The organism is Bacteroidota bacterium, assembly GCA_008933805.1.
GTDB lineage: Bacteria > Bacteroidota > Bacteroidia > UBA8524 > UBA8524 > SB11.
The window spans coordinates 148573-169640 of the sequence record WBUH01000003.1 but is presented as its reverse complement, the minus strand read 5'-3'; the positions used below and the strand labels follow the sequence as shown (position 1 = coordinate 169640).

At 42.5% G+C, this 21068-nt stretch carries 22 protein-coding genes; 14 read left to right on the top strand and 8 right to left on the bottom strand.

The window, feature by feature from the left end:
• Window positions 1–73: 73 nt before the first annotated feature.
• From F9K23_04685 to F9K23_04650, 8 genes are all read left to right on the top strand, one after another.
• On the top strand, window positions 74–385 hold the full coding sequence (locus F9K23_04685; GenBank protein KAB2917683.1) for a hypothetical protein: 312 nt from the start codon (window positions 74–76) through the stop codon (window positions 383–385).
• A gap of 172 nt (window positions 386–557) precedes the next feature.
• Complete coding sequence (locus F9K23_04680; GenBank protein ID KAB2917682.1) at window positions 558–1076, top strand: hypothetical protein; 519 nt, start codon at window positions 558–560, stop codon at window positions 1074–1076.
• Window positions 1077–1107: 31 nt separating this feature from the next.
• The gene (locus tag F9K23_04675) at window positions 1108–1560 is read left to right on the top strand and encodes a hypothetical protein (protein KAB2917681.1); all 453 of its coding nucleotides are present in this window, start codon (window positions 1108–1110) and stop codon (window positions 1558–1560) included.
• A gap of 68 nt (window positions 1561–1628) precedes the next feature.
• Window positions 1629–2228 carry an RNA polymerase sigma-70 factor gene (locus F9K23_04670; protein ID KAB2917680.1) on the top strand — a complete coding sequence of 200 codons (600 nt, stop codon included), beginning with the start codon at window positions 1629–1631 and terminating at the stop codon, window positions 2226–2228.
• A 299-nt stretch (window positions 2229–2527) separates the two neighbouring features.
• Window positions 2528–2992 carry a hypothetical protein gene (locus F9K23_04665; GenBank protein KAB2917679.1) on the top strand — a complete coding sequence of 155 codons (465 nt, stop codon included), beginning with the start codon at window positions 2528–2530 and terminating at the stop codon, window positions 2990–2992.
• Window positions 2993–3043: 51 nt separating this feature from the next.
• Window positions 3044–4036 carry a DUF4974 domain-containing protein gene (locus F9K23_04660; GenBank protein KAB2917678.1) on the top strand — a complete coding sequence of 331 codons (993 nt, stop codon included), beginning with the start codon at window positions 3044–3046 and terminating at the stop codon, window positions 4034–4036.
• A gap of 338 nt (window positions 4037–4374) precedes the next feature.
• Entirely contained in the window at window positions 4375–6669 is a 2295-nt protein-coding gene (locus F9K23_04655) for a TonB-dependent receptor (protein ID KAB2917769.1), read from the top strand.
• A gap of 5 nt (window positions 6670–6674) precedes the next feature.
• Window positions 6675–7580 (top strand): DUF4249 domain-containing protein, encoded by a 906-nt coding sequence (locus F9K23_04650; GenBank protein ID KAB2917677.1) that lies wholly within the window; start codon window positions 6675–6677, stop codon window positions 7578–7580.
• Here F9K23_04650 and F9K23_04645 read toward each other — a convergent pair.
• Together F9K23_04645 and F9K23_04640 are read right to left on the bottom strand one after the other, a co-directional pair.
• The gene (locus F9K23_04645) at window positions 7570–8628 is read right to left on the bottom strand and encodes a flippase-like domain-containing protein (protein ID KAB2917676.1); all 1059 of its coding nucleotides are present in this window, start codon (window positions 8626–8628) and stop codon (window positions 7570–7572) included. The two genes, F9K23_04650 and F9K23_04645, sit on opposite strands and share 11 nt — an antisense overlap.
• Before the next feature lie 18 nt (window positions 8629–8646).
• Complete coding sequence (locus F9K23_04640; protein KAB2917675.1) at window positions 8647–9540, bottom strand: MerR family transcriptional regulator; 894 nt, start codon at window positions 9538–9540, stop codon at window positions 8647–8649.
• A 159-nt stretch (window positions 9541–9699) separates the two neighbouring features.
• On the opposite strand from F9K23_04640, the gene F9K23_04635 reads away from it, so the two are divergent.
• The gene (locus F9K23_04635) at window positions 9700–10605 is read left to right on the top strand and encodes a TIGR01777 family protein (GenBank protein ID KAB2917674.1); all 906 of its coding nucleotides are present in this window, start codon (window positions 9700–9702) and stop codon (window positions 10603–10605) included.
• Window position 10606: 1 nt separating this feature from the next.
• Complete coding sequence (locus F9K23_04630; GenBank protein KAB2917673.1) at window positions 10607–11929, top strand: deoxyribodipyrimidine photo-lyase; 1323 nt, start codon at window positions 10607–10609, stop codon at window positions 11927–11929.
• Between the two features lie 77 nt (window positions 11930–12006).
• On the opposite strand, the gene F9K23_04625 is transcribed toward F9K23_04630, so the two are convergent.
• The 3 genes from F9K23_04625 to F9K23_04615 all read right to left on the bottom strand — a co-directional run bounded on the left by F9K23_04625 (window position 12007) and on the right by F9K23_04615 (window position 14337).
• A complete protein-coding gene (locus F9K23_04625; protein KAB2917672.1) occupies window positions 12007–12621 on the bottom strand; it encodes a hypothetical protein in 615 nt (204 codons plus the stop codon).
• A 279-nt stretch (window positions 12622–12900) separates the two neighbouring features.
• Window positions 12901–13671 (bottom strand): hypothetical protein, encoded by a 771-nt coding sequence (locus F9K23_04620; GenBank protein KAB2917671.1) that lies wholly within the window; start codon window positions 13669–13671, stop codon window positions 12901–12903.
• Between the two features lie 39 nt (window positions 13672–13710).
• Window positions 13711–14337, bottom strand: a complete 627-nt coding sequence (locus tag F9K23_04615) for a histidine phosphatase family protein (GenBank protein ID KAB2917670.1) — start codon at window positions 14335–14337, stop codon at window positions 13711–13713.
• A gap of 74 nt (window positions 14338–14411) precedes the next feature.
• Here F9K23_04615 and F9K23_04610 point away from each other — a divergent pair, with 74 nt between their 5' ends.
• The 4 genes from F9K23_04610 (at window position 14412) to F9K23_04595 (ending at window position 16939) form a co-directional block, all read left to right on the top strand.
• The gene (locus F9K23_04610; protein KAB2917669.1) at window positions 14412–14879 is read left to right on the top strand and encodes a hotdog fold thioesterase; all 468 of its coding nucleotides are present in this window, start codon (window positions 14412–14414) and stop codon (window positions 14877–14879) included.
• Window positions 14857–15912 carry an isochorismate synthase gene (locus tag F9K23_04605; GenBank protein KAB2917668.1) on the top strand — a complete coding sequence of 352 codons (1056 nt, stop codon included), beginning with the start codon at window positions 14857–14859 and terminating at the stop codon, window positions 15910–15912. The genes F9K23_04610 and F9K23_04605 overlap by 23 nt, the downstream gene beginning before the upstream one ends.
• A 7-nt stretch (window positions 15913–15919) precedes the next feature.
• Window positions 15920–16225, top strand: a complete 306-nt coding sequence (locus F9K23_04600; GenBank protein ID KAB2917667.1) for a DUF4286 family protein — start codon at window positions 15920–15922, stop codon at window positions 16223–16225.
• Window positions 16226–16381: 156 nt separating this feature from the next.
• Window positions 16382–16939, top strand: a complete 558-nt coding sequence (locus tag F9K23_04595; protein KAB2917666.1) for a hypothetical protein — start codon at window positions 16382–16384, stop codon at window positions 16937–16939.
• A gap of 65 nt (window positions 16940–17004) precedes the next feature.
• On the opposite strand, the gene F9K23_04590 is transcribed toward F9K23_04595, so the two are convergent.
• The 3 genes from F9K23_04590 to F9K23_04580 all read right to left on the bottom strand — a co-directional run bounded on the left by F9K23_04590 (window position 17005) and on the right by F9K23_04580 (window position 21001).
• Complete coding sequence (locus tag F9K23_04590) at window positions 17005–17628, bottom strand: thioredoxin family protein (protein KAB2917665.1); 624 nt, start codon at window positions 17626–17628, stop codon at window positions 17005–17007.
• Between the two features lie 105 nt (window positions 17629–17733).
• Window positions 17734–19419, bottom strand: coding sequence for an ABC transporter ATP-binding protein (locus tag F9K23_04585; GenBank protein ID KAB2917664.1), 1686 nt, complete (start codon window positions 19417–19419; stop codon window positions 17734–17736).
• Between the two features lie 103 nt (window positions 19420–19522).
• On the bottom strand, window positions 19523–21001 hold the full coding sequence (locus F9K23_04580; GenBank protein KAB2917663.1) for an oligosaccharide flippase family protein: 1479 nt from the start codon (window positions 20999–21001) through the stop codon (window positions 19523–19525).
• Window positions 21002–21068 lie beyond the last annotated feature (67 nt).

Sequence of the window (21068 nt, the reverse complement as noted above, 5' to 3'; positions counted from 1 at the left end):
CATTCAATTACACAATGTGCGTAATGTTTTTATTTGGTGGCATGCGTCGGGTGCAATAAATTCGCTTCATTATATGGGTAAAAGTTTATACGTGTTTCTGAAACTGGTGAACCTTGTTTTGTGCGTTCTACTTATTACCACATGGATATTGTTTTCACACTTGGGGTTTAATGCATTTAGCGAAAGCGATAACATGTATGAGCCCGAAGTAGCCTTTCTGTACCAAATAGGGTTGGTAACACTGATATTTACAATTGCTCCCCTAGTACTGTGCATTATGCTGAAGGAAACCCACAATAAGTTGTTTTTCTTCGTACTTACGCTGTTCAATATCTTTTTAATATTCATTATCGTAGTACTTTTTACCATAGCCGATACGTATTAGATAAAAGCCGTTTTATCTGATGAACAAAAATGTACATCTTGTACTTTTCACTCTACTCCTTAGTTTTTGGGCTTGTGATCCAGCAAAATCTAAAGAAGAAAAAACATTTATCTATGAACTTCCCAAACCAAGAGGCGCGGACAGTCTCCATTTTTACTACCGCTATAAAAATATGGTAAGCGAACAATTATCCCTTACAAGGTTGGAGGACGGGGTTGATAGTTTTGAGTTGAGGTTGTGGAGTGAAATTACAATTGCTCAGCCAGCCATATTATATACCTTAAAAAAAGCGGAGAATAACTGGCAGTGTATGCAGTACAATATCTGGGGGCATGATGAGTCATTAAATAATTTTAAATTTTACCGGTATATAGTTGACAGTGTACAGCTATACTCGGTGAAACCTAAATGTGATTGGAATATGTTGCTGGATAGTATGAATAAAGAAGGCTTACTGACCCTCCCTTCTAATGACGAGATTAAAGGCATGGAAAATGTGGGCATATCAGACGGAACAATATACTCAGTTGAATATGCTACCCCTAGCAAGTACAGGTTTTACTATTATCATTCTCCTTCAGCTCTTCCTCAATTTAGCGAATGTGTAAAAATGAATAAGATCTTGGAAATGTGGGCGCGCAATGTAGGTGGTATTTTTTGGCGCCCAATGCGGGAAAAGAAACCTGACTAATTAGCTTTGTAATGTTACAAAATTACAACCTATGACACCCTTACTGAAAAAGCTGAATTATAAGGCTCAAAGCGAGGTAGTAATAATAAGCCTGCCCGAAGATTTGCAATACCTGATTACCGATTTCGGGATTACAGCCGACGTAATTACTGATGCAGCTAAGGCAAAGTCAGTGCAGTTTTTGATGGCCTTTTGTACCAAACAGAGTGAAGTAGACGAAGTTGCCCAAACGATATTACCCAAAATAGAAGGTGATGGGGTAGTGTGGTTTGTGTACCCCAAGGGTACTTCAAAACGGTATAAGTGTGAGTTTAACCGCGATAACGGTTGGCAGTTGGTTGGGAAACAAGGCTTTGAAGGGGTTAGGATGGTGGCTGTAGATGAAGATTGGTCGGCACTCAGGTTTCGTAAAGTGCAACACATTAAAACCATGACACGCAGTTTTGCCATGACCAAGGAAGGAAAAGACAAAGCCAAAAAATAATAAATGTGCATACAGCAGCGTTTTCAAATACTTTGTAGTCAGTAACAAATAAGTGATATTTGCATTTCATGCAAGAGGCAAGTGCATCAACATTAACCGCGCAAGTAAACGATAAGGCTTTAGTAGAGCAGTTTATAAATGGCAACGAGAAGGCCTTTGAAACCCTTTTTAAGCGGTATTACCAAATGCTGCGCAAGGTAGCCCAATACATGTTGGATGACTTGGAACAAGCCGAAGAGCTGGTTCAGGATGCCTTTGTAAACATTTGGGAAAAGCGTAGCAATGTTAATCCCGATGCGTCTTTTAAAAACTATCTGATAACGGCGGTACGCAACCGATGCCTTAATCATATCAAGGCCAAAAAGAAAACCCACTCTATCGACGATGATGAGATTTGGCAGGAGCAATTAGTTGCTGATAGCCGCACCGAGGCTGCGGTTAACTTTAAAGAGATGCACCGCGCTATTGAACAAGCCATTGATAAATTGCCGGAGCAATGCCGAATTATCTTTCAGCTTAGCCGCCACGAGGGGTTGAGCTATAAAGAAATTGCCGAAGCACTGGATATTGCACCAAAAACTGTAGAGAATCAAATTGGTCGTGCCCTTAAAGTGCTAAAAGTGGAATTGAAAGAATACTTTCCTTTGTTTCTTATCTTTTTTAATTGATAATCAATTAATTATAAAATTTCTTAAATTTTTTTCTTACCAGCCTTGGGGGTAGGTGGGGGTGTTTGTGTATATGCTTATGTAAACACAAACTATAAAAACAATAAACAAATGAAAACTATGAAAACCAAAGTTATGTTAGCCGCTCTAATTGCCGCATTTGCAATCACAATGTTTAGCTCATGCACCGGTGGCGACTGCGACGAAGTTCAACCAACCGAACAAGGAACAAACAACTAATTTCAAACACCAAACAAACTATTAGAAAACAACAATTAATCTGCTTACAAACTAAAACTATGAAAAATCAAATCAAACTAATGTTGGTAGCCGTAGCTGCCCTTGCCTTAACAGCAACATCATGTAAGAAAGATGCCGATGAAAACCCAACCCCTTCACCGGCTCCGGCTCCCACAAAAACACAACTTTTAACTGCAAAAAGTTGGAGAATGACCTCGATGAAAGTAGGTACTATGGATTACATTGGCTTTTTGCCAGCTTGCCAAAAAGACGATTTTATGACCTTTAAAACCAACTTCACCGTAATTGATGATGAAGGTGCTACAAAATGTGACCCCTCAGACCCACAAGTCGAAACTTCAGCATGGTCATTCATTAACAATGAAACAGCGATAGTGTCAGAATCAACCGATACTTTAAAAATCCTTAAACTAACTGCGGATACATTGCGAGTTGAAACCAAGTTTGAGACTGATGAGGGTAAACGCGAAACTGCGAACATGACTTTTATAACTGTGAAATAAAAACTTAGGGGAAAGGTGCAATGTACCTTTCCCCATATTAATTTTGACGATATGATAACACCTGTACTAATTGGCAAATACCTTTCGCACCAGTGCACTCCCGAAGAAGCAAGGATGATAGAGTCGTGGATTGGCGAGAGTACCGAGAACAAAGGCCTTTTTGTGAGGCTTAAAAATATGTGGGACGAAACCGGACAGGTACGCCCTTTAGCCGAAGTACAGGAAACCGAAGCCGCATGGCAAAAAGTTAAGGGCAGGTTGCAACAAGCAACAACAACCCAACCCAAACGTAAATCACTTTCATACATATTAACCCGTGCAGCCGCAGCTGCAGTAATTATTTTAGGCGTGGTATCATTTTATGTACTTAACTACAACAGCGGTAGCGAAACCGTAGTGAAGATGGTTGAAATTTCAACCAAAAAGGGCGAAAAACGTCAATTAGCGCTTGCTGACGGAAGCACCGTGTGGCTGAATGCTGAAAGTACCATTAAGTATCCCGAGGATTTTAGCGGCAGTACCCGCGAAGTTTACGTTGACGGTGAAGCTTACTTTGAAGTGAAGCGTGACGAAACCAAACCATTTATGGTACATACAGGTGAGTTAGTTACCAAAGTACTGGGTACATCGTTTAACGTGATGGCCTACCCTGATAATGATGAAATAGCCGTTGCTTTGGATGAGGGTAAAGTAGCTGTGTACAGCGATAGTAACCTTGTAGAGCTGTTGCCCGGTAATATGGCCATTTACGGCAAAACATCGCATCGCTTGCAATCAATGCCTATGCCCGATAAGCATAACGAGTGGCGCAAAAACGTGATGGATTTTAACAACATCACACTTTCACAAGCTACAGCAACCGTTAACCGCTGGTTTAATGCCAATGTGGTTATCGACGATAAAAAATTAGAAACCTGCCGTATTACAGCCAGTTTTAATAACCCAACCCTTGGAGAAGTGATTGAAATTCTATCATCAGTATTACCTATTGAGATAGAAGAGAAGGATGGCGCATACCACATTAAGGGAGAAACTTGCGAATAGCGGCCCAATTCCCCTACAAACAAGTGAAAACAAACAAAACAACACTGCTGCGCCTTCTTCCGCTTGTTATTTTATTACTGGTAACAGTAAGCAGCAAGGCTACTGAGATAGTTTTGCTAAACAAACAAATAACCTACAAGGCCAAACAAATTTCCCTGAAGAAAGCCCTTGCAGAAATTGGGGCTAAACACGACATAAAATTCTCATACAGCGAAAGCATGGTGCCCGTAAGTAATCTTGTGAGCATTAACGTGCAAAACAAGCCTCTTTCGCAAGTACTGGATGCCATACTGCACAACACAGTTACCTACAAAGAACTGAACGGGCAAGTGGTGTTGATGCGCAAGAAAAATGCGGGCAAGCCCACGCTTACCATCAGTGGTTATGTGACTGAAAAAGGCAGCGGCGAATTGCTGTTAGGTGTAAATATATACATACCCGGTACCTCGCTGGGAACCACTACCAATGCCTATGGTTTCTATTCGCTGTCGTTACCCAAAGGAACCTACAAACTGGCCTATTCATACATCAGCTACGAAACCCAACTGATAGATGTTGAACTTACCTCGGACAAAGAAATAAACGTTGCCCTAGACGGGATAAAAGAAGTAACTGCTGTAGAAGTTGTGGCTGAAAGTGTGGTGAAGGAGAGCAGCAAAACACAAATGAGCAGCATTGATATTCCGGTGGAGCAGATAAAAGAAATACCTGCATTGCTGGGAGAAAAAGATGTGCTTAAAGTAATACAACTAATGCCCGGTGTACAAAAGGGCAGCGAAGGACAAAGCGGCTTTTATGTACGCGGTGGCGGTCCCGACCAAAACCTTATTATACTTGATGGTGCTCCCGTGTACAATGCCTTTCACCTTTTCGGGTTCTTTTCGTTGTTTAACGGCGATGCCTTGAAAAGTGTTGAATTGATAAAGGGGGGATTTCCTGCCCGTTACGGCGGAAGGCTTTCATCAGTGCTTGATTTGCACATGAAAGAAGGACACAAAGAAAAATACAGCGGCGAAGTAGGTATTGGCCTTATATCATCAAGGTTTACTATTGAAGGCCCGTTAAAGAAAAACAAATCATCGTTTATTGTATCAGGCCGCAGAACATACATTGATGCGCTTATGCAGCCGTTTATGACCGGTAACGAGAAAGGCGGGTACTACTTTTACGATTTGAACGCTAAAATAAACTACGACTTAGGCAAAAAAGACAAAGTGTACCTAAGCGGTTATTTTGGTAAGGATAAATTTTACGCCAGCACCAATAACACCTCAACCAGAAATACCTTTAGGTTTGAGTGGGGAAATGCCACTGCTACAGCCAGATGGAACCACGAGTTTTCAAACAAACTATTTGGTAATGCATCGGCCATCTTTAGTAATTACAGGTTTTTAGTAGGAGCTACAACAGTTGAAAAATCAAGCAACAACCAATTTGAGTTGCGCTTTTATTCGCAAATCCGTGATTACGGCATTAAGTACGATTTTGATTATTACCCCGTTAACGGCCACCATGTAAAAATGGGGGTTACTTCAACCCTGCACACGTTTACCCCAAGTGCGGTGGTATATAAAAACACTTTTGCAAACGAAAGCCTAAACTCTAAAAAGAGCATCAACGGATTTGAAAACGGTTTGTATATAGAAGATGATATGAGGTTGGGCAAACGCTTTAAGGTAAACGCCGGTATGCGTTTGAGCCACTTTAGCAATCGCAACAAACACTACTTTAACCCTGAACCGCGTATTGCCACAGCTTACCAAGTTGGTAAAGATATGGCCATAAAGGCATCGTTTGCTGTGATGAATCAATACATGCACTTGGTGAGTAATACTGGGATAGGGTTGCCAACCGATTTGTGGGTGCCTGCAACATCAAACATCCCTCCGCAGCGCAGTATGCAAGCCGCAGCGGGTTTTGTAAAAGACTTTACCAAGCAAAACTTTGCCATAACTGTTGAAGGTTACTATAAGAAAATGAATAACATATTGGGGTATAAAGAGGGAGCTACCTTTTTGGTGTTTGACGACCCTACCAGTGCCGATAGTTATTCGTGGGAAGAAAACGTTACAACAGGACAGGGCTGGAGTTACGGTGCTGAGTTCTTGATTCAAAAGAAAAAGGGAAGATTTAGCGGTTGGATAGGCTACACGCTTAGCTGGACACAATTGCAGTTTGATGAACTGAATTTCGGCAGAAAGTTCTGGGCACGTTATGACCGTCGCCACGATATATCAGTAGTGGGTATCTATAAAATCACCAAAAACGTATCACTATCAGCTACTTGGGTGTACGGAACAGGGCAGGCGATTACATTGCCCCGTGCAAACTATACAGGTGTAATGCACGACCCAACTTACGGAGCCAGCAATGTAGTTTCATCCATTGATTTGGTAGATTATGGTGAGAAGAACAACTTCCGCATGGCTCCCTACCACCGCATGGATTTAGGTATACGAGCAGATAAAGTGCGCGAAAAATACACCCGTACCATTGAGTTTAGCTTTTATAACGTGTATAACCGCAAAAATCCATTCTTCTATTACACGTCTACTGAAAACGGGGTTACAAAGCTGAAACAGATTTCGTTGTTCCCCATCATTCCTTCAATTTCATTAAGCTATAAATTCTAAACACCATGATTAAATTAAAAGTAGTTGTAGCTAATATTACCGCACTATTGGTTTGCCTAAGTTTTGCAGCCTGCGAACAAGATGCAACCAATGTGGATATACCCGTAATTGAGCCTAAATTGGTGGTGCAAAGCTTTATATCACCCCAAGATACATTGATAAAAGTATTTGTTAGCCTTACAAGGCCTGTATATAACGGCAACATAAATAACAACGGTTGGATTACAGACGCCGATGTAAAAATTTCGGACGGCTTAACTACCAAGCAACTTTTGTTTGACGGGCTATCGGGTACCAAGTACACGCTTCATACCTCGCAAATGTCTATTGTGGCGGGTAAAACCTATACCCTGATGGTTAATACAAAAGACGGCCGCAGTGCAAAAGCTACCTGCACTGTGCCTTATCCTGCCGATACTGCGTCGTTAACTTATAAATGGGATACCACTGCAAACAGGGACGATAATGTTGGGCAAATAACACGAACAGTGAAGTTGAATATGAGTTGGAATGATATAGCCGGAGGAGTTAATTATTACAGAGCAGGGTCGTTTGTACGTATGGTTGAAACCAACGGAACACCTGAAGAAACCTTACAAACTATGTATGGCCCTTCGTACAGCGATTTGCAAACGGATAAAAACAAAGACGGGCAAAAAATAGCGATGAATGATTTATCGGCTGAGGTGTATGAACAAATAGGCGGAACGGTTATGGGTTTTTCATTCAGGCCGATAGGTATAAGAGTGTATTTACTATCGTGTGACGAAAACTACTACAAGTACCACAAAACAGCTGTGAATAACGGTGGCGACCCGTTTTCTGAACCAACACTGGTATTTAGCAACGTGCAAGGAGGCTTAGGCTGCTTTGGCGCCTACAACGAGCATGTGAAAATAATCAGCTTTTAATTCCGCTGCGTTTAGACGTAAACAACCATATAAGGGCAATAATGCCCAATACCGTATTATACACTAATTGAGTACCGTGGTTAAGCGTGGCGTAGGCAAGTGTGTTTACCCCGTTTATGCTGTACATTATCAATAACTGCCCCACCAAAAAGTGATATAAGCCTGCACCGCCTGCCTGTATGGGCAATGATTTGGCAATAGCCCCCACAGCCATTACTGTAAATGCAGCAGCAACGGTAAGGTTTTGGGTAGCATCAAAGGCAAAAAACCACAAATAACTGGTTAAGAAATAGCTGAACCATATCAATGCTGTATAAAGCAAAAACAACAACGGCTTTTTAAGGCTGAAAATACTCACCAGTCCCTCAATAATTCCCCTGATAAACAGCACTAATTTGTTGGCAGCATTTAGCTTCTTAAGCCTGCGGGCAATAAAAAGCAAAGTCACTAAGCCTATGATACCGGCTACTACCAATCCTGTAAAGATATAAACCGCTTTACCGCCTGTTTTATCATTTATGGGGGTAAAAATGTGGATATTAAAAAAATCACCCAAAAAGGCAGCTTGAAGACCGAAGGCAAGGGCTACGCAAAGTAATAAGCACACCAAATCAACGGCACGTTCGGTAAACACAGTGCCAAAGCTCTTGGCAAAAGGTATTTTGGCAGTTTCTTGCAACGATATACAACGGCTTAATTCGCCCACACGCGGGGTGCCTATGTTTACAAAATAACCGTACATAAGTGCAAAAAACGATTGACCAAACGAGGGTTTGTGCGCCACAGGCTCAAGCAACAACTGCCAGCGCAAAGCACGTGCTGAACTGCCCAACAGGCTAGAGCATAGCACAGGAATCACCCAAATGTAATCAGCGTTTTTAAGTTCAGCCCCTAAAGCTTGCAAGTCTTTGCCTGCAAAGGCATAGTACAGCGATACGGCAGCCAATACTGCAAACGCTCCATTAATGAGCCACGATTGAATTTTTTTAGTATCCTTCACAAACAAATGCGGCAACCGTTTGCCAAGGCCCAAAAATATAAGAATTATGCGGGATAAGAAACGGGGTTAGCGCACAGGGATGGCATCCACCAATTCACCAAGGTGGGTAATGTCTTTTAGCACCTGCACATTAGAGGGGAAACAAAGGTCATCGTTGTTAAGCACCATATAGCCAGTAAGTAATATGGTTGTATCGGGCCAGCACTTAGAAAGTTTGTTTACAAACTCCTGCACTCCTTGCTCAGCCAACGAAGAGGTGATAGACGACAATACGTAATCCGGCCCGTAAAAATCAAACAACCTGCCCAAATCACCGTAAGGTAAATTTTGGCCTAAGTACACCACTTTGTGTCCTCTGGCGCGCAAAAAGTAATTGGCAAACAGCAAACCTATCTCGTGGGTTTCACCCTCAGGCAAAAACAAAAGAAATTTCTTTCCGTCGGGATTTTGCTTCCCCGTTTGGGCATCAATGGCCACGTACAATTTTTGACGGATAAGGTTGGTAATAAAATGCTCGTGGGCGGGGTGCACTGCCTCAGTCATCCACAACACACCAATCTGGTGCAGAAACGGAAACACCACTTGGGTAATGGTATCTTCTAGTCCCAGCTTTAAAATGTTTGACGACAGTATGTTATTAAACCCTTGCTCATCCAAACTGAACATAGCTGAGATAAGGGATTTAATCTGTGCGGAGTGCGGTGAATCTTTTTCTGAAACCAACAGTACCATCTCGCGTATTTTATCGCGAGACATTTTTGCGATTTCAGAAATCTTTATGCCGTAGTTGTTAAGTATAGAAACATTTAGAATAAAGCGCAGATCATCATCATCGTAGTACCGTATGTTGGTATCCGTACGTTTGGGCACCACAAGATTGTACCGCTGCTCCCAAATGCGCAGGGTGTGGGCTTTGATGCCTGTTATGCATTCTATATCTTTAATTGCGAACCTTGACATTGTGCAGCTGTTGCTAATGTATATAGCACAAACACTTAACGGGCATGTTTGTTTATAGTTGTTGTAAAAAATTACATTTGTTCAAAGGCAAATTACAGCCAAACGCACATACGGCGTAGGTTTTTTGAAAAGATATAATTTACATTTTATTAACACCTGATGAAACACATACTTATAACCGGCGGCTCAGGATTGGTGGGCAGTGCCCTTACATCTTTTTTAACTCAGAAAGGGTACACCGTATCACACTTAGGGCGCAGGGAAAACCTGAACGGGCCTGTTAAAACATACCGTTGGGATTATAAGACAGATGAAATTGATGTAAGAGCGTTTGATGGGGTAGATGTTGTTATAAACCTTGCCGGTGCCAGTGTGGCAGGCGGCAGGTGGACAAGTGCCTACAAAAAAGAGATTTACGACAGCCGTGTACTCTCTACCCGTTTGTTGTATGAAACCATAAAAAACAACAAGTTGGCGGTAAAAAAAGTAATATCAGCATCGGCTACGGGATATTATGGTGATAGCCTTTCATTGGTGGATGAAAGCACCCCACCGTCAAAAGATTTTTTATCGCAAGTGTGTGCTGATTGGGAAAACGAAGCTCAAAAAATAGAAAGTCTTGGCACATCCCTTACTATTTTGAGAATAGGGATTGTATTGTCGCCCAACGGAGGATTTGTACCTGAAATGGCAAAGCCTATAAAAATGGGTTTCGGTACTGTGTTGGGTAACGGTAAACAGCAAATAAGCTGGATACACATCGACGATTTGTGTGGTATTGTGTTAAAAGCCATTACTGAAGAAGGATTTACAGGGCCGTACAACTGTGTAACACCCAACCCTACCACCAATGCCCAAGCCACCAAACTATTTGCAAAGTTGCTTGGCAAACCTTTGTGGCTACCCAATGCACCTGCATTTGCACTAAAAATTATTTTAGGCGGCATGAGTTACGAACTGCTGGTAAATCACAATGTATCGGCAAAAAAAGTAGCAGATGCGGGTTATAAATTTATATATACTGATTTTGAAACGGCGCTAAAGGCAGCATTAACCAACAGTTGATATGGGAACAGAAATAAGTGTGTTTTGGTTTCGGCGTGATTTACGATTGGCAGATAACGCAGGGTTGTATCATGCCTTAAAATCGGGGTTGCCGGTATTGCCTGTTTTTATTTTCGACAGAAATATACTAGACAAGCTGGAAGACAAAGCGGATAAGCGGTTGATGTTTATTCATCAAGCCTTACAGCATATAAAAGCGGAGTTAGAAGAAATGGGCAGCACCCTGCAAGTGTTTTACGGTACTCCGCAAGATGTTTGGAAGGACTTGACCCGCACTTATAGTATTAAAAAAGTATTCACCAACCACGATTACGAGCCTTATGCCAACGAGCGGGATAAGCAGGTAGGCGACTTTCTGGAAACAACAGGGGTTTCGTTTCATACCTACAAAGACCAAGTAATTTTTGAGAGGGATGAAGTGCTAAAACCCAACGGCACTCCCTATACAGTGTTTACCCCGTACAGTAAGGTTTGGAAAAATAAACTGAACGATTTTTACCTGAAAGCCTACCCAACTGAACGTTACTTCGAAAATTTTATAAAAACACCACCTGCACGGCTAATGCCGATAGAAGAGCTTGGGTTTTTGCCAACTGACGCTTCGTTTCCGCCAACGGTAGTTTCTCAAGAGTTGATTAAAAACTATGCTAACACCCGCGATATACCGGGCATTCACGGCACTTCAAGACTAAGTGTGCATTACAGGTTCGGAACAGTAAGCATTAGAGAGAAGGCTGCCAAGGCACACCTTTTAAGCGAAAAGTACTTTAACGAGCTTATATGGCGCGAGTTTTACATGAGCATTTTGCACCATTACCTACACGTAATCGGTAACTCGTTTAAGCGTGAGTTTGATGCGATACAATGGAGCAATGATGAAGAGCTGTTTAAACGCTGGTGCGAGGGGAAAACAGGGTATCCGTTGGTAGATGCAGGGATGCGTGAGCTGAATGAAACGGGATATATGCACAACCGTGTGCGTATGGTGGTGGCCAGCTTTTTAACCAAACATTTATTGATAGACTGGCGCTGGGGCGAGGCCTACTTTGCACAAAAGCTGCTTGATTTTGAACTGGCAAGTAACAACGGCGGCTGGCAGTGGGCGGCAGGCTGCGGCGTAGATGCTGCGCCGTATTTCCGTGTGTTTAACCCTGAATTGCAACTGCAAAGATTTGACCCGCAAGGGGTGTATGTGCGTCGCTGGGTGCCTGAATTCGGCACACCGTTATATCCCCGCCCGATTGTTGACCACAAGGCTGCACGTGAACGTTGTTTACAGGTATATCAAGTAGCACTAAAAGGGCAAAAGGGTATTTTGGTTTAATACGACCGGTAGTAAACAAAAAACCCGCAATGATGCGGGTTTTAAGATTATGCTCTGTTAAATAGGAATTTTTATAATTAGCGTGCTGCCTTTACACTTTGGTAAAAGTAATTGGCAGAACGGTACTTAAGCACGTTGATGTATACCAGTGCTGCGGTAGGAAACACCACCAAATTGGGCAGTACCAATAACATATTTTCAGTTAGGTGGCCGTATGCCAGCCAGCTTAAACTTGCAAAGGCCATTAGTAGGTAACTAAGTCCCGATACTCCCGTGGCTTCACGTTGACGTATCATTTTAAAGCCTTGAGGTATCACCATAAAGCTCGAAACTAATCCGCCGAAATATCCGAATGTATCTTTTGGTAAAAAGATGGCAGTGCAAGCCAAGGCTACTGCAAATACTATTGAGGTGATTGCTATACGTAGTTTGTTTACACCTGCTTTTTGCAAAATGAGCAACAAAACAATCAGGTTGAACAAAAACAGGAACAAATAAGCCGATTGTACGGTAATGTTGGTAGTAAAATAACCAAACAGCAACATAGAAAGGCTGCTGAATACCATTAGCACAGTGGTAATACCCGAAACCGCTTTGGGAAAGTTAGACAAGTAAACCTTGGCCACCTGCGGAATGCTGTATATCACTGTTAAAAAAACAGCCAGTATTTCAAAAATCTCTTTCGGTTCCATCAATAACAAATTCCTCAGTAATATTCCTAAATAGCCAAAATTCCAATATAGTTAGTTAGCCCTTGTAAAGGCCCCCAGGAATGTTCCTAAATCCAATACGAAGGTATGGGTACCCACCCTGTTGCCGAAGTGGTTTTACACCAGCGGGGCTTATTTTATGTGAATGGGTACGAATTGGTGATAATCTTCGGACGAGGGGAGGGGAATGCCCCCAAAAGGGTATAAAAAAACAGCACGGGCAATTACCCGTGCTGCGTATAATAAGGGAGATTTACCCAATTAATATTTCTTTAGTTCAGTGTGAGTGGCGGTGTTTTCAAAACTCATGTGGCGGATAGCATCCAATACCTCTTCATCCGTCATATAATTCTTTTTAGAATTGAGACGGTAGGCCAGCGGTATTTCAACATCCTCGTTGTGCAAAATCAGCTTTTTAGTTTCGTGCAAAGGATAACCTAAACCACGTTTTACCGTTTCCATATCCGTTTCACGTTCAAGCTGGCGTTTATATTTTTTTGAGAAAATGTATTTAAAGCCCATGCCAATCAACTGCATTCCATTGCGCATTTTATAGCTGAGCAGGTGTGCCAGTTCATGCCCGAAAAAGCCCACACGCATATTAAAATTCAACTTGGCAAGGTGTATTCCTTTATACACGCCCATACGGTTATTGATAAAGATTTTGTAGGTGCGTTTGCTTTTGCGTTTAAAAACGCTGGCCTTTGTGGGCCTTGCCTGCATAGTATGCGACATAATGCTGCCCTCAATCTCAATCTTGTCGGCATACAACTCAGGGTAGTATGAAAGAGCTACAAAAAAGGGTAGTCGCAAGGTATCGGGTATAAACTTGTTCTTACCGAACAATTCCATATACACAGTCAAGCTGTCTTTATAATCCTCTTCTTTAAAGTAATACCGGGTAATGGTATCTGCTTCAGTGGCGGTAGAGTCTTTTACTACCGCAAACGTATCTGCCTCAGCCGACATTTGCCCGAATAAAGGAGCAGTAGCCAGCAAAAAAACAGCACTTATAAAGTAAGTAAATTTCATTCGCTTTGTACTACAAGAATACTTAAATAGACTTAAAAATCAGGCACTTTGTAGGTGATTACCACAATTTTCCTTCACAATAGTATAACGTCCGTTTTCGTACTCAAGTATGTATAAACCAAGGTTTCTGTGGCTAAACCGTTCCATTTGTTCCAACGGTGTTTCGGTAAGCAGGCACAAAAAACTTTTCAGCGCACGTCCGTGCATACAAATCAACACCGTTTGTTCGCTTTCGTATTGCATAATGTGGTTCAAAGCCTTGCGTTGCCTTTGTTGCAGCTCCAATGGGTTTTCGCCGTTGGGTACACGGTGTTCAAGATTACCGCGTTCCCATTCACCAATCATCTTCAAATATTCTTCCCTCCAATACGGGTTTCCAGCCTTGCCCTCATAATCTCCCCAGCGTATCTCATTCAACTCGGGCAGTTGTTCATAGGGTATGCGCAACTCCTCAATAAACTGTTGCACACTTTGATACGTGCGCTGCAATGCTGAGGTGTACACCTTATCAAAAGCAGTATCTTTGTAGTGGTTATAAAACAACTGTGCTTGCAGGCGGCCTGTTTCGTTTAACTCGCTGTCAACCCCGCTGCCTTGTATAATTCCTAACCTGTTAAACTCTGTTTCTCCGTGTCGGGTAATGTAAATTGTTTTTTTATCAGCCATTAGTGATTTTTGCCTACTTTTTCTCTTACGGCGGTAAAAATAACACCTTGAATTTTAATTGAAAATAAAACCTGATGACAACAAAGTATAAACTAGACGCCACCACACCGCTTGAGCAACTAAACGCTTTGAACAAGGGTACAATGGCTGAACATATTGGGATTGAATACGTTGAACTGACCGAAGATTACCTGAAAGCCCGTATGCCGGTTGACCATCGCACTTGGCAGCCCCTAAAGATGCTGAACGGCGGAGCCAGCCTTGCCCTTGCTGAAACAGTGGGCAGTATGGCCGCCAATCTTGTGATTGACCGCAACGAGTACGTGGCATTAGGATTGGATATTAATGCCAACCATCTAAAGGCCGCAATGACAGGATATGTATATGGCACCGCCCGCCCGTACCACGTGGGCAAAAGCACCCAAGTGTGGGAAATACGTATAGAGGATGAGGAGGGCAACTTAACGTGTATCAGCAGACTTACCATGTCAAACGTGAAGATTAACGGAGAGGCTAAATATGCCCGCAAAGTTGAAATTTAATCCTGCTGGATATAAACAACAGGGACACAGTTTTGCCTTGTATAAACTACCCGCATCAGCGGTGGTACAAGGGATAGTGTGTGCTCAACCATCAACGTTTTCATACCTCCAAGTTGAGCAAGGACAAACGGGTTTTGCCTTTGTACCGTTTGAGACTGGGGAAGCTGTTTTTCTTTCGGGTGAAGAGATAAGTGATGTGGATACATCTACCCAAACAAGCATAAGTGATTATTACTTGGCCGACGGGCAATTGCCGCTTGAAACAGAGGTCGGATATGTAACCAACGTTGCCAATGGGGTAGCGTCAATCCGCCAAGGAGCAATGGATAAAGTGGTGTTGGGACGCAATACCATGCTTGCTACACCGCAAGGATTTTGCCCCTTGCAGTTTTTCAATACCCTTTGCAGTCAATACCCCGAAGCGTTTGTGTCGTTGGTGAGTATTAAAGGTATTGGTACTTGGATAGGAGCAACGCCTGAGCGGTTGCTAAAAGTTACCCCTGATAAACTAACCACAGTGGCGTTGGCTGGTACACAACTGAAAGACCAAGCACAATGGAGCGAGAAAGAGAGTGAAGAGCAGCTTTGGGTGGTGCGTTATATTGAAGAAATACTTAACGAATACCAAGCTACCCAAGTTGATGTTGCTGCACGGCGCAAAATACAAAACGGACCGTTGGAGCATTTGTATACCGAAATCAGTTTTAAAAAAGAGGGAGTTAATAATGCTGCGTTAGCGGCTCATTTATTACCCCGACTGCACCCAACACCTGCCGTGTGCGGGTTGCCCAAGCAAAAGGCCATGCAATATATATTGGCTAACGAAAACTACCAACGCAGTTACTATGCAGGCTTTTTAGGCCCGGTAAATTGCGGTGATGAAACCAACTTGTTTGTAAACCTGCGTTGTATGCAAATTACCAATGCAGGTATGGTGGCCTATGCCGGAGCCGGTATTACCAAAGACTCTGTGCCTGAAATGGAGCTTGCCGAAACGGAAAACAAATTGAACAACCTGAAAAAATTTTTATAAGTGAGTTATGATACTATATAATGTTACAGTAAACGTAGAAGACAGCGTACACGCCGAATGGTTTTCGTGGATGAAACAAATACACATACCCGAGGTAATGGCTACAGGTAAATTTGCCGGTTGGAAAATGTACAAGATACTTACCCGCCAACCCGATGAAAGCGGTGTAACGTACAGCATACAATATTTTGCAAAAAACATGGAGGATTACAATACCTACCAACGCGACCATGCTCCGGCTTTGCAATTAAAAACCATGCAGAAGTACGGCGAAAAGCTAATGGCTTTCCGCACCGTGCTTGAAACCGTGTAAGTGCAGCGCGTATTTATAAATTGAGACTGTAGAGTATTCTTTAAACAGTCTCAATTTTCTTGTTTTTAAAATCAGGTATAAGTACCTGAAATATTGCGATTTGTATTGCCTTATTTTGATGTGCTAACAAATTGCATCCCTATTAATTGCACTATTATGCCTAACAGGTACATTGGAACTAACACCAATCAGCTTACTAATGAAGCCGACGATACTCTTCGCTCAGGCTACGACAAAAAAATGGCCGGCGACAGCACGGCACTAAACGCCCAAATGGGAAGCGACCCCGTCACTACCGAAACGCATGGGGCCAGCGGTACACAGTGGGGGGCTTATACTGCTTGCGGCGGTATGGTGGTAAAAACACCTACAGAGGTGTACATTATTCACAGTACACCCTCAAAGTATTTAAAAGACCAATGGAATATTTCCGGAAATTGGTTGTGCGACAACAAGGCCCGCATCACCCAAGCTATTTTAATAAACTTTGGTAATAATGCCGAGAACGCCGTAACCGACCCTATTTGGAATTACCTTGTTCAGAATCACAAAGCTGCTTACCGAATCAGCAGGCCGTTAAACACTACCGCGCTTAGGGCATCGGCGAATCTGAATGGTGTATTTATTATGAAAAAAGTAGATTACACCCACCCCATAGTAAATGTTAACTGGGGTGATATGGATGGGCAAACAGTAATTACTGTAAATTCTTAAAAACCTGTTAACCTTAAGGTGCAAAGGCATTAGAAATGGCTTTGTACCTTAGGGGGTATTTCAAATTATTCGGTATAAGGTTTTAGCAGCGCGGCAAACTCTTGTTGCAGCTCCTCAGTATGGTTTTTAATGTACCATACCTGTATGTCTTTTTTATAATCTACATCAGCGGGTGAGCCTGCTGCTTTGTAATCCAGCATTATTTGCTGTGCACTTTTGGGGCGTGGTCCCCACACAAACAACTCTTCCATCGTTTCTGAGTCCAGTGCTATTAGTTTTGGTATCGACCTGCTGCCATTTGTAAGGTAGGCGTCCATCAACTCAGGGTTTTCATCCCTTAGCGATAACGACAACCATATTCTGCCGTTTTTCACCGCAGCCATTTTAGCAAAGGCAGGTAAGTTTTGTGCCGCATCGCCGCACCACAACTCAGTAAGTACTACCCACACCATCGGGCGTTTTATGTTTTTAATCAACGCCTTCAATTCATCATTAATCACCACCGTTTTATCCAGCCTGTCCATGCGTTGGTCATTCAACTTGCTGTAGTTTAAGAATTTTTCGCTTTGGTCGGGGCCGGTGGTTTTATTCTGACTTAACAAATCCTTACCCATCAGCCTGTATTCTTCGTACGAAAAACCGTCTTTAACGTGTGCGCGGGTGATGGGTGTTTTAGTGTGAGATTCCATAATGGTAAAACAAATTTGTGTAAAGGTATGTTTGCTTGCGTCCAAAATGCAGACCAAGGGCAATAAAAATCAAAATAGTACCATACTAATCAAGATTTGTATGCATTAATGCATCGCTCCTAATAATTGTTTGGTATAATCCGATTGGGGAGAATTGAATAACTCTTGGGTGGTTTGTAATTCTACCAGTTTGCCGTGTTGCACCACCACAATGCGGTCGGCACTAAAACGGGCTACATTTAAATCGTGGGTGATAAAAAAATACGTCAGACCAAGTTCTTGTTGCAGTTTTTTCAAAAGGTTCAAAACTTGCGCCTGTACCGATACATCCAGTGCTGATACTGCTTCGTCAAGCACCAAAAACTGCGGTTGGGGAGCAAGTGCGCGGGCTATGCAAATGCGCTGGCGTTGCCCGCCTGAAAACTCATGCGGATATTTGTTATACGCAGCCTCATCCATGCCCACCATTTGCAGTAACTCAATAGTGCGGGTTCGGCTGTTTTTATCGGGGTTAAAATTCCGTACGGCTTCCTCAATCTGTTTCCCAATGCTGATGCGCGGATTTAATGACGAATACGGGTCTTGAAACACCAACTGAAAATGTTTTCTAAATGCTTTGCGGGCTTTATAGTTCTTTAGCGATACACTTAAACCATCGTACTCAATAGTACCTGCGGTAATGCGGGTAGTTTGCAAAATGCTCATGCCCAGCGTGGTTTTTCCGCTACCGCTTTCACCCACAACGGCTAGCGTTTCACCTTTGTATATTTCCAGCGAAACGTTATCCAGCACCTTTTTGCCGGTCTTCTTTTTAAAGAAACTAAAGCCCCCATCGTTACCATACTCCACACATAAATTACTAATACGGATGGCAGGCTCTTTGGATAGCATTTTTTTGGTTACGGGTGCGGGAGCTATAAACTCCTTTTTCACCAACCCTTGCGGGGTATCATCAAAAAAGTCTTTTAAAACAGGCAGTACGCTTGCGTTGGGATTGGCTGCGGGGCTGCATTTTAGCAGTGCTTGGGTATAAATATTTTGGGGTGAGGCAAAAATCTCCTGTGCCGAGTTATTTTCCATCACCTTGCCCTTGTACATTACCGTTACTTGGTGGGCAATGGATTTCACCAATCCCAAATCGTGGGAGATGAATAAAATACCCAACCCGCGTTTTTGTTGTAGCTCTTTCAGCAGTTGGATAATAGATGCTTGCACCGTAACATCCAACGCTGTTGTGGGTTCATCGGCTATCAACAAGGCTGGGTTTTGCGCCAATGCCATGGCTATCATCACCCGTTGGCGTTGTCCGCCCGATAACTGGTGCGGGTACGATGATAATATGCGTTCACGTTCGTGTAGTTTTACCTCGTCCAGCAAATCAAAAGCAATTTGTTTAATTGCCTTTTTACCCAGCTTATTACCTACAGCTATGTTTTCAAACAGTTGTTTGCCGCAAGTATAAACAGGGTTCAAAGCCGTCATCGGCTCCTGAAAAATCATGGCAATTTCTTTGCCTCGCAATTCGCGCCATTCGTGCGGTTGCAGTTTTAGCAAATCAATAGTGCCTTTTGTGGGCGATGAAAAAAGTAATTCGCCGCTGATGGTATGCACTGCTTGCTTGGGCAATAAGCCCATCACCGCCAGCGAAGTAAGCGTTTTACCACTACCGCTTTCGCCTACCACTGCCGTGCATTGTTGGGCATCAACAGCAAGACTAATGCCTTTAAGGGCATCAAAAATACCGTTATCAGTGGTGAGCGACAGTGAAAGATTATTGATTTGCAGCAGCATCAAGGCAAACTTATGTAAAAAAGTTATTACTGAGTTTATCGAAGTACATTGAGCCTGCCTAAAAATACTGAGCTTGCCGAAGTGTCCTGAGCCTGCCGAAGTACTATTCCTTCAACCCAATTTTAGTAAGCAGGCCGTAACGTTCAATGCCTAACGCCAACGCAGCATAGGCAAGCATTAGCACAATACCTACCACTATGTTTACTTGTTGGTATTGATATTTAAGTATCTCGTGAAAAATGTAAAACACAGCCATACACAGTAGTAGCGCATATATTTTGGTGAGCTGGTAGGGGATGGGGAAGTATTTTTTGCCCGTTGTGTAGCACAACACCATCATAAATAAATAGGCAATAAGCGTAGCCCACGCAGAACCTTCGTAACCGATGGTGGGTATAAGGGTGATATTCAGTAGAATAGTAAGCCCTGCAGCTGCCACTGCGATGTAGGAACCGATAAGGGTTTTATCGGCCAATTTATACCAGATAGAAAGGTTGAAATAAATGCCCAAAAACATATTGGCCAACAGTAGTATAGGCACAATGTGAAGTCCCGCGTGGTACTCTTTATTACGAAGAAATAAATCAGCAAAAAGCTGTAAATTGAATGATACCAACAGGAAGATTAAGGCACAAACAATCACAAAATAATTCATCAGCTTGGCATACATTGTTTCAGCTCCCTCGCCTTTAGAGCGGGCAAACAAAAAGGGTTCTGCTGCCATGCGGTACGCTTGTATAAAAATGGTCATTAAAATGCTCAGTTTATAACAAGCTCCGTAAATGCCTGATTCATAATCAGCTCTGTCCTCAGGCAACAATTTTGTCAGCAAAATACGGTCAAGTGTTTCGTTTATCATCCCTGCAAATCCTACAAATAGTAGGGGGAGGGCATAAATTATCATCCGTTTCCAAAGCTCGGTATCAAACCCAAAATTAAATTGCAGATTTTCAGGATACACCAACGGCCAAGTAATAATGCTGGCAATCAGGTTCGAAATAAATATGTACCCTATTCCAACTTCGGGTTTGTAAATCACCTCAATCCACGTCCAACCTTCTTTTATCAAATACGGACACAATAACAAAAAGAAAAAGTTTAGCCCAATGTTGGTAAACATATTGATGGATTTTACCAACGCATATCGTTTGGCTTTGCCCATTTGCCTCAACTTCACAAACGGTAGCGCCACCAAAGCATCCATGCCTGAAATAATAGCAAACCACAAAAAATATTCGGGGTGTTCACCTATCTCCATCCAATCGGCAATAGGCTGTTTAAACAGGATAGCAATAAACAGAAAAAAGAGCGTGCTGATAATTATAGAATTATAGGCAGTTGAATATACCTTATCGTTTTCGGGGTGTGCATTGGCAAAGCGGAAAAACGTAGTTTCCATACCGTACGTAAACAACACATTAAAAAAACTGGCATAGGCAAACATGCTGGTTACAACCCCGTACTCGGAAGGACCAAAGAGATTAGTGTACATTGGCACCAAGAAAAAACTAATCAGTCTACCCGCAATTGTGGGTATTCCATAGATGGCAGTTTCTCCGGCTAATTTCTTTAAAACGCTCAAACGGGCACAGTTTTAGCCTGCGAAAATAGTGATATTATACGGTTTGGATGAAGCACCGTTGCACTTA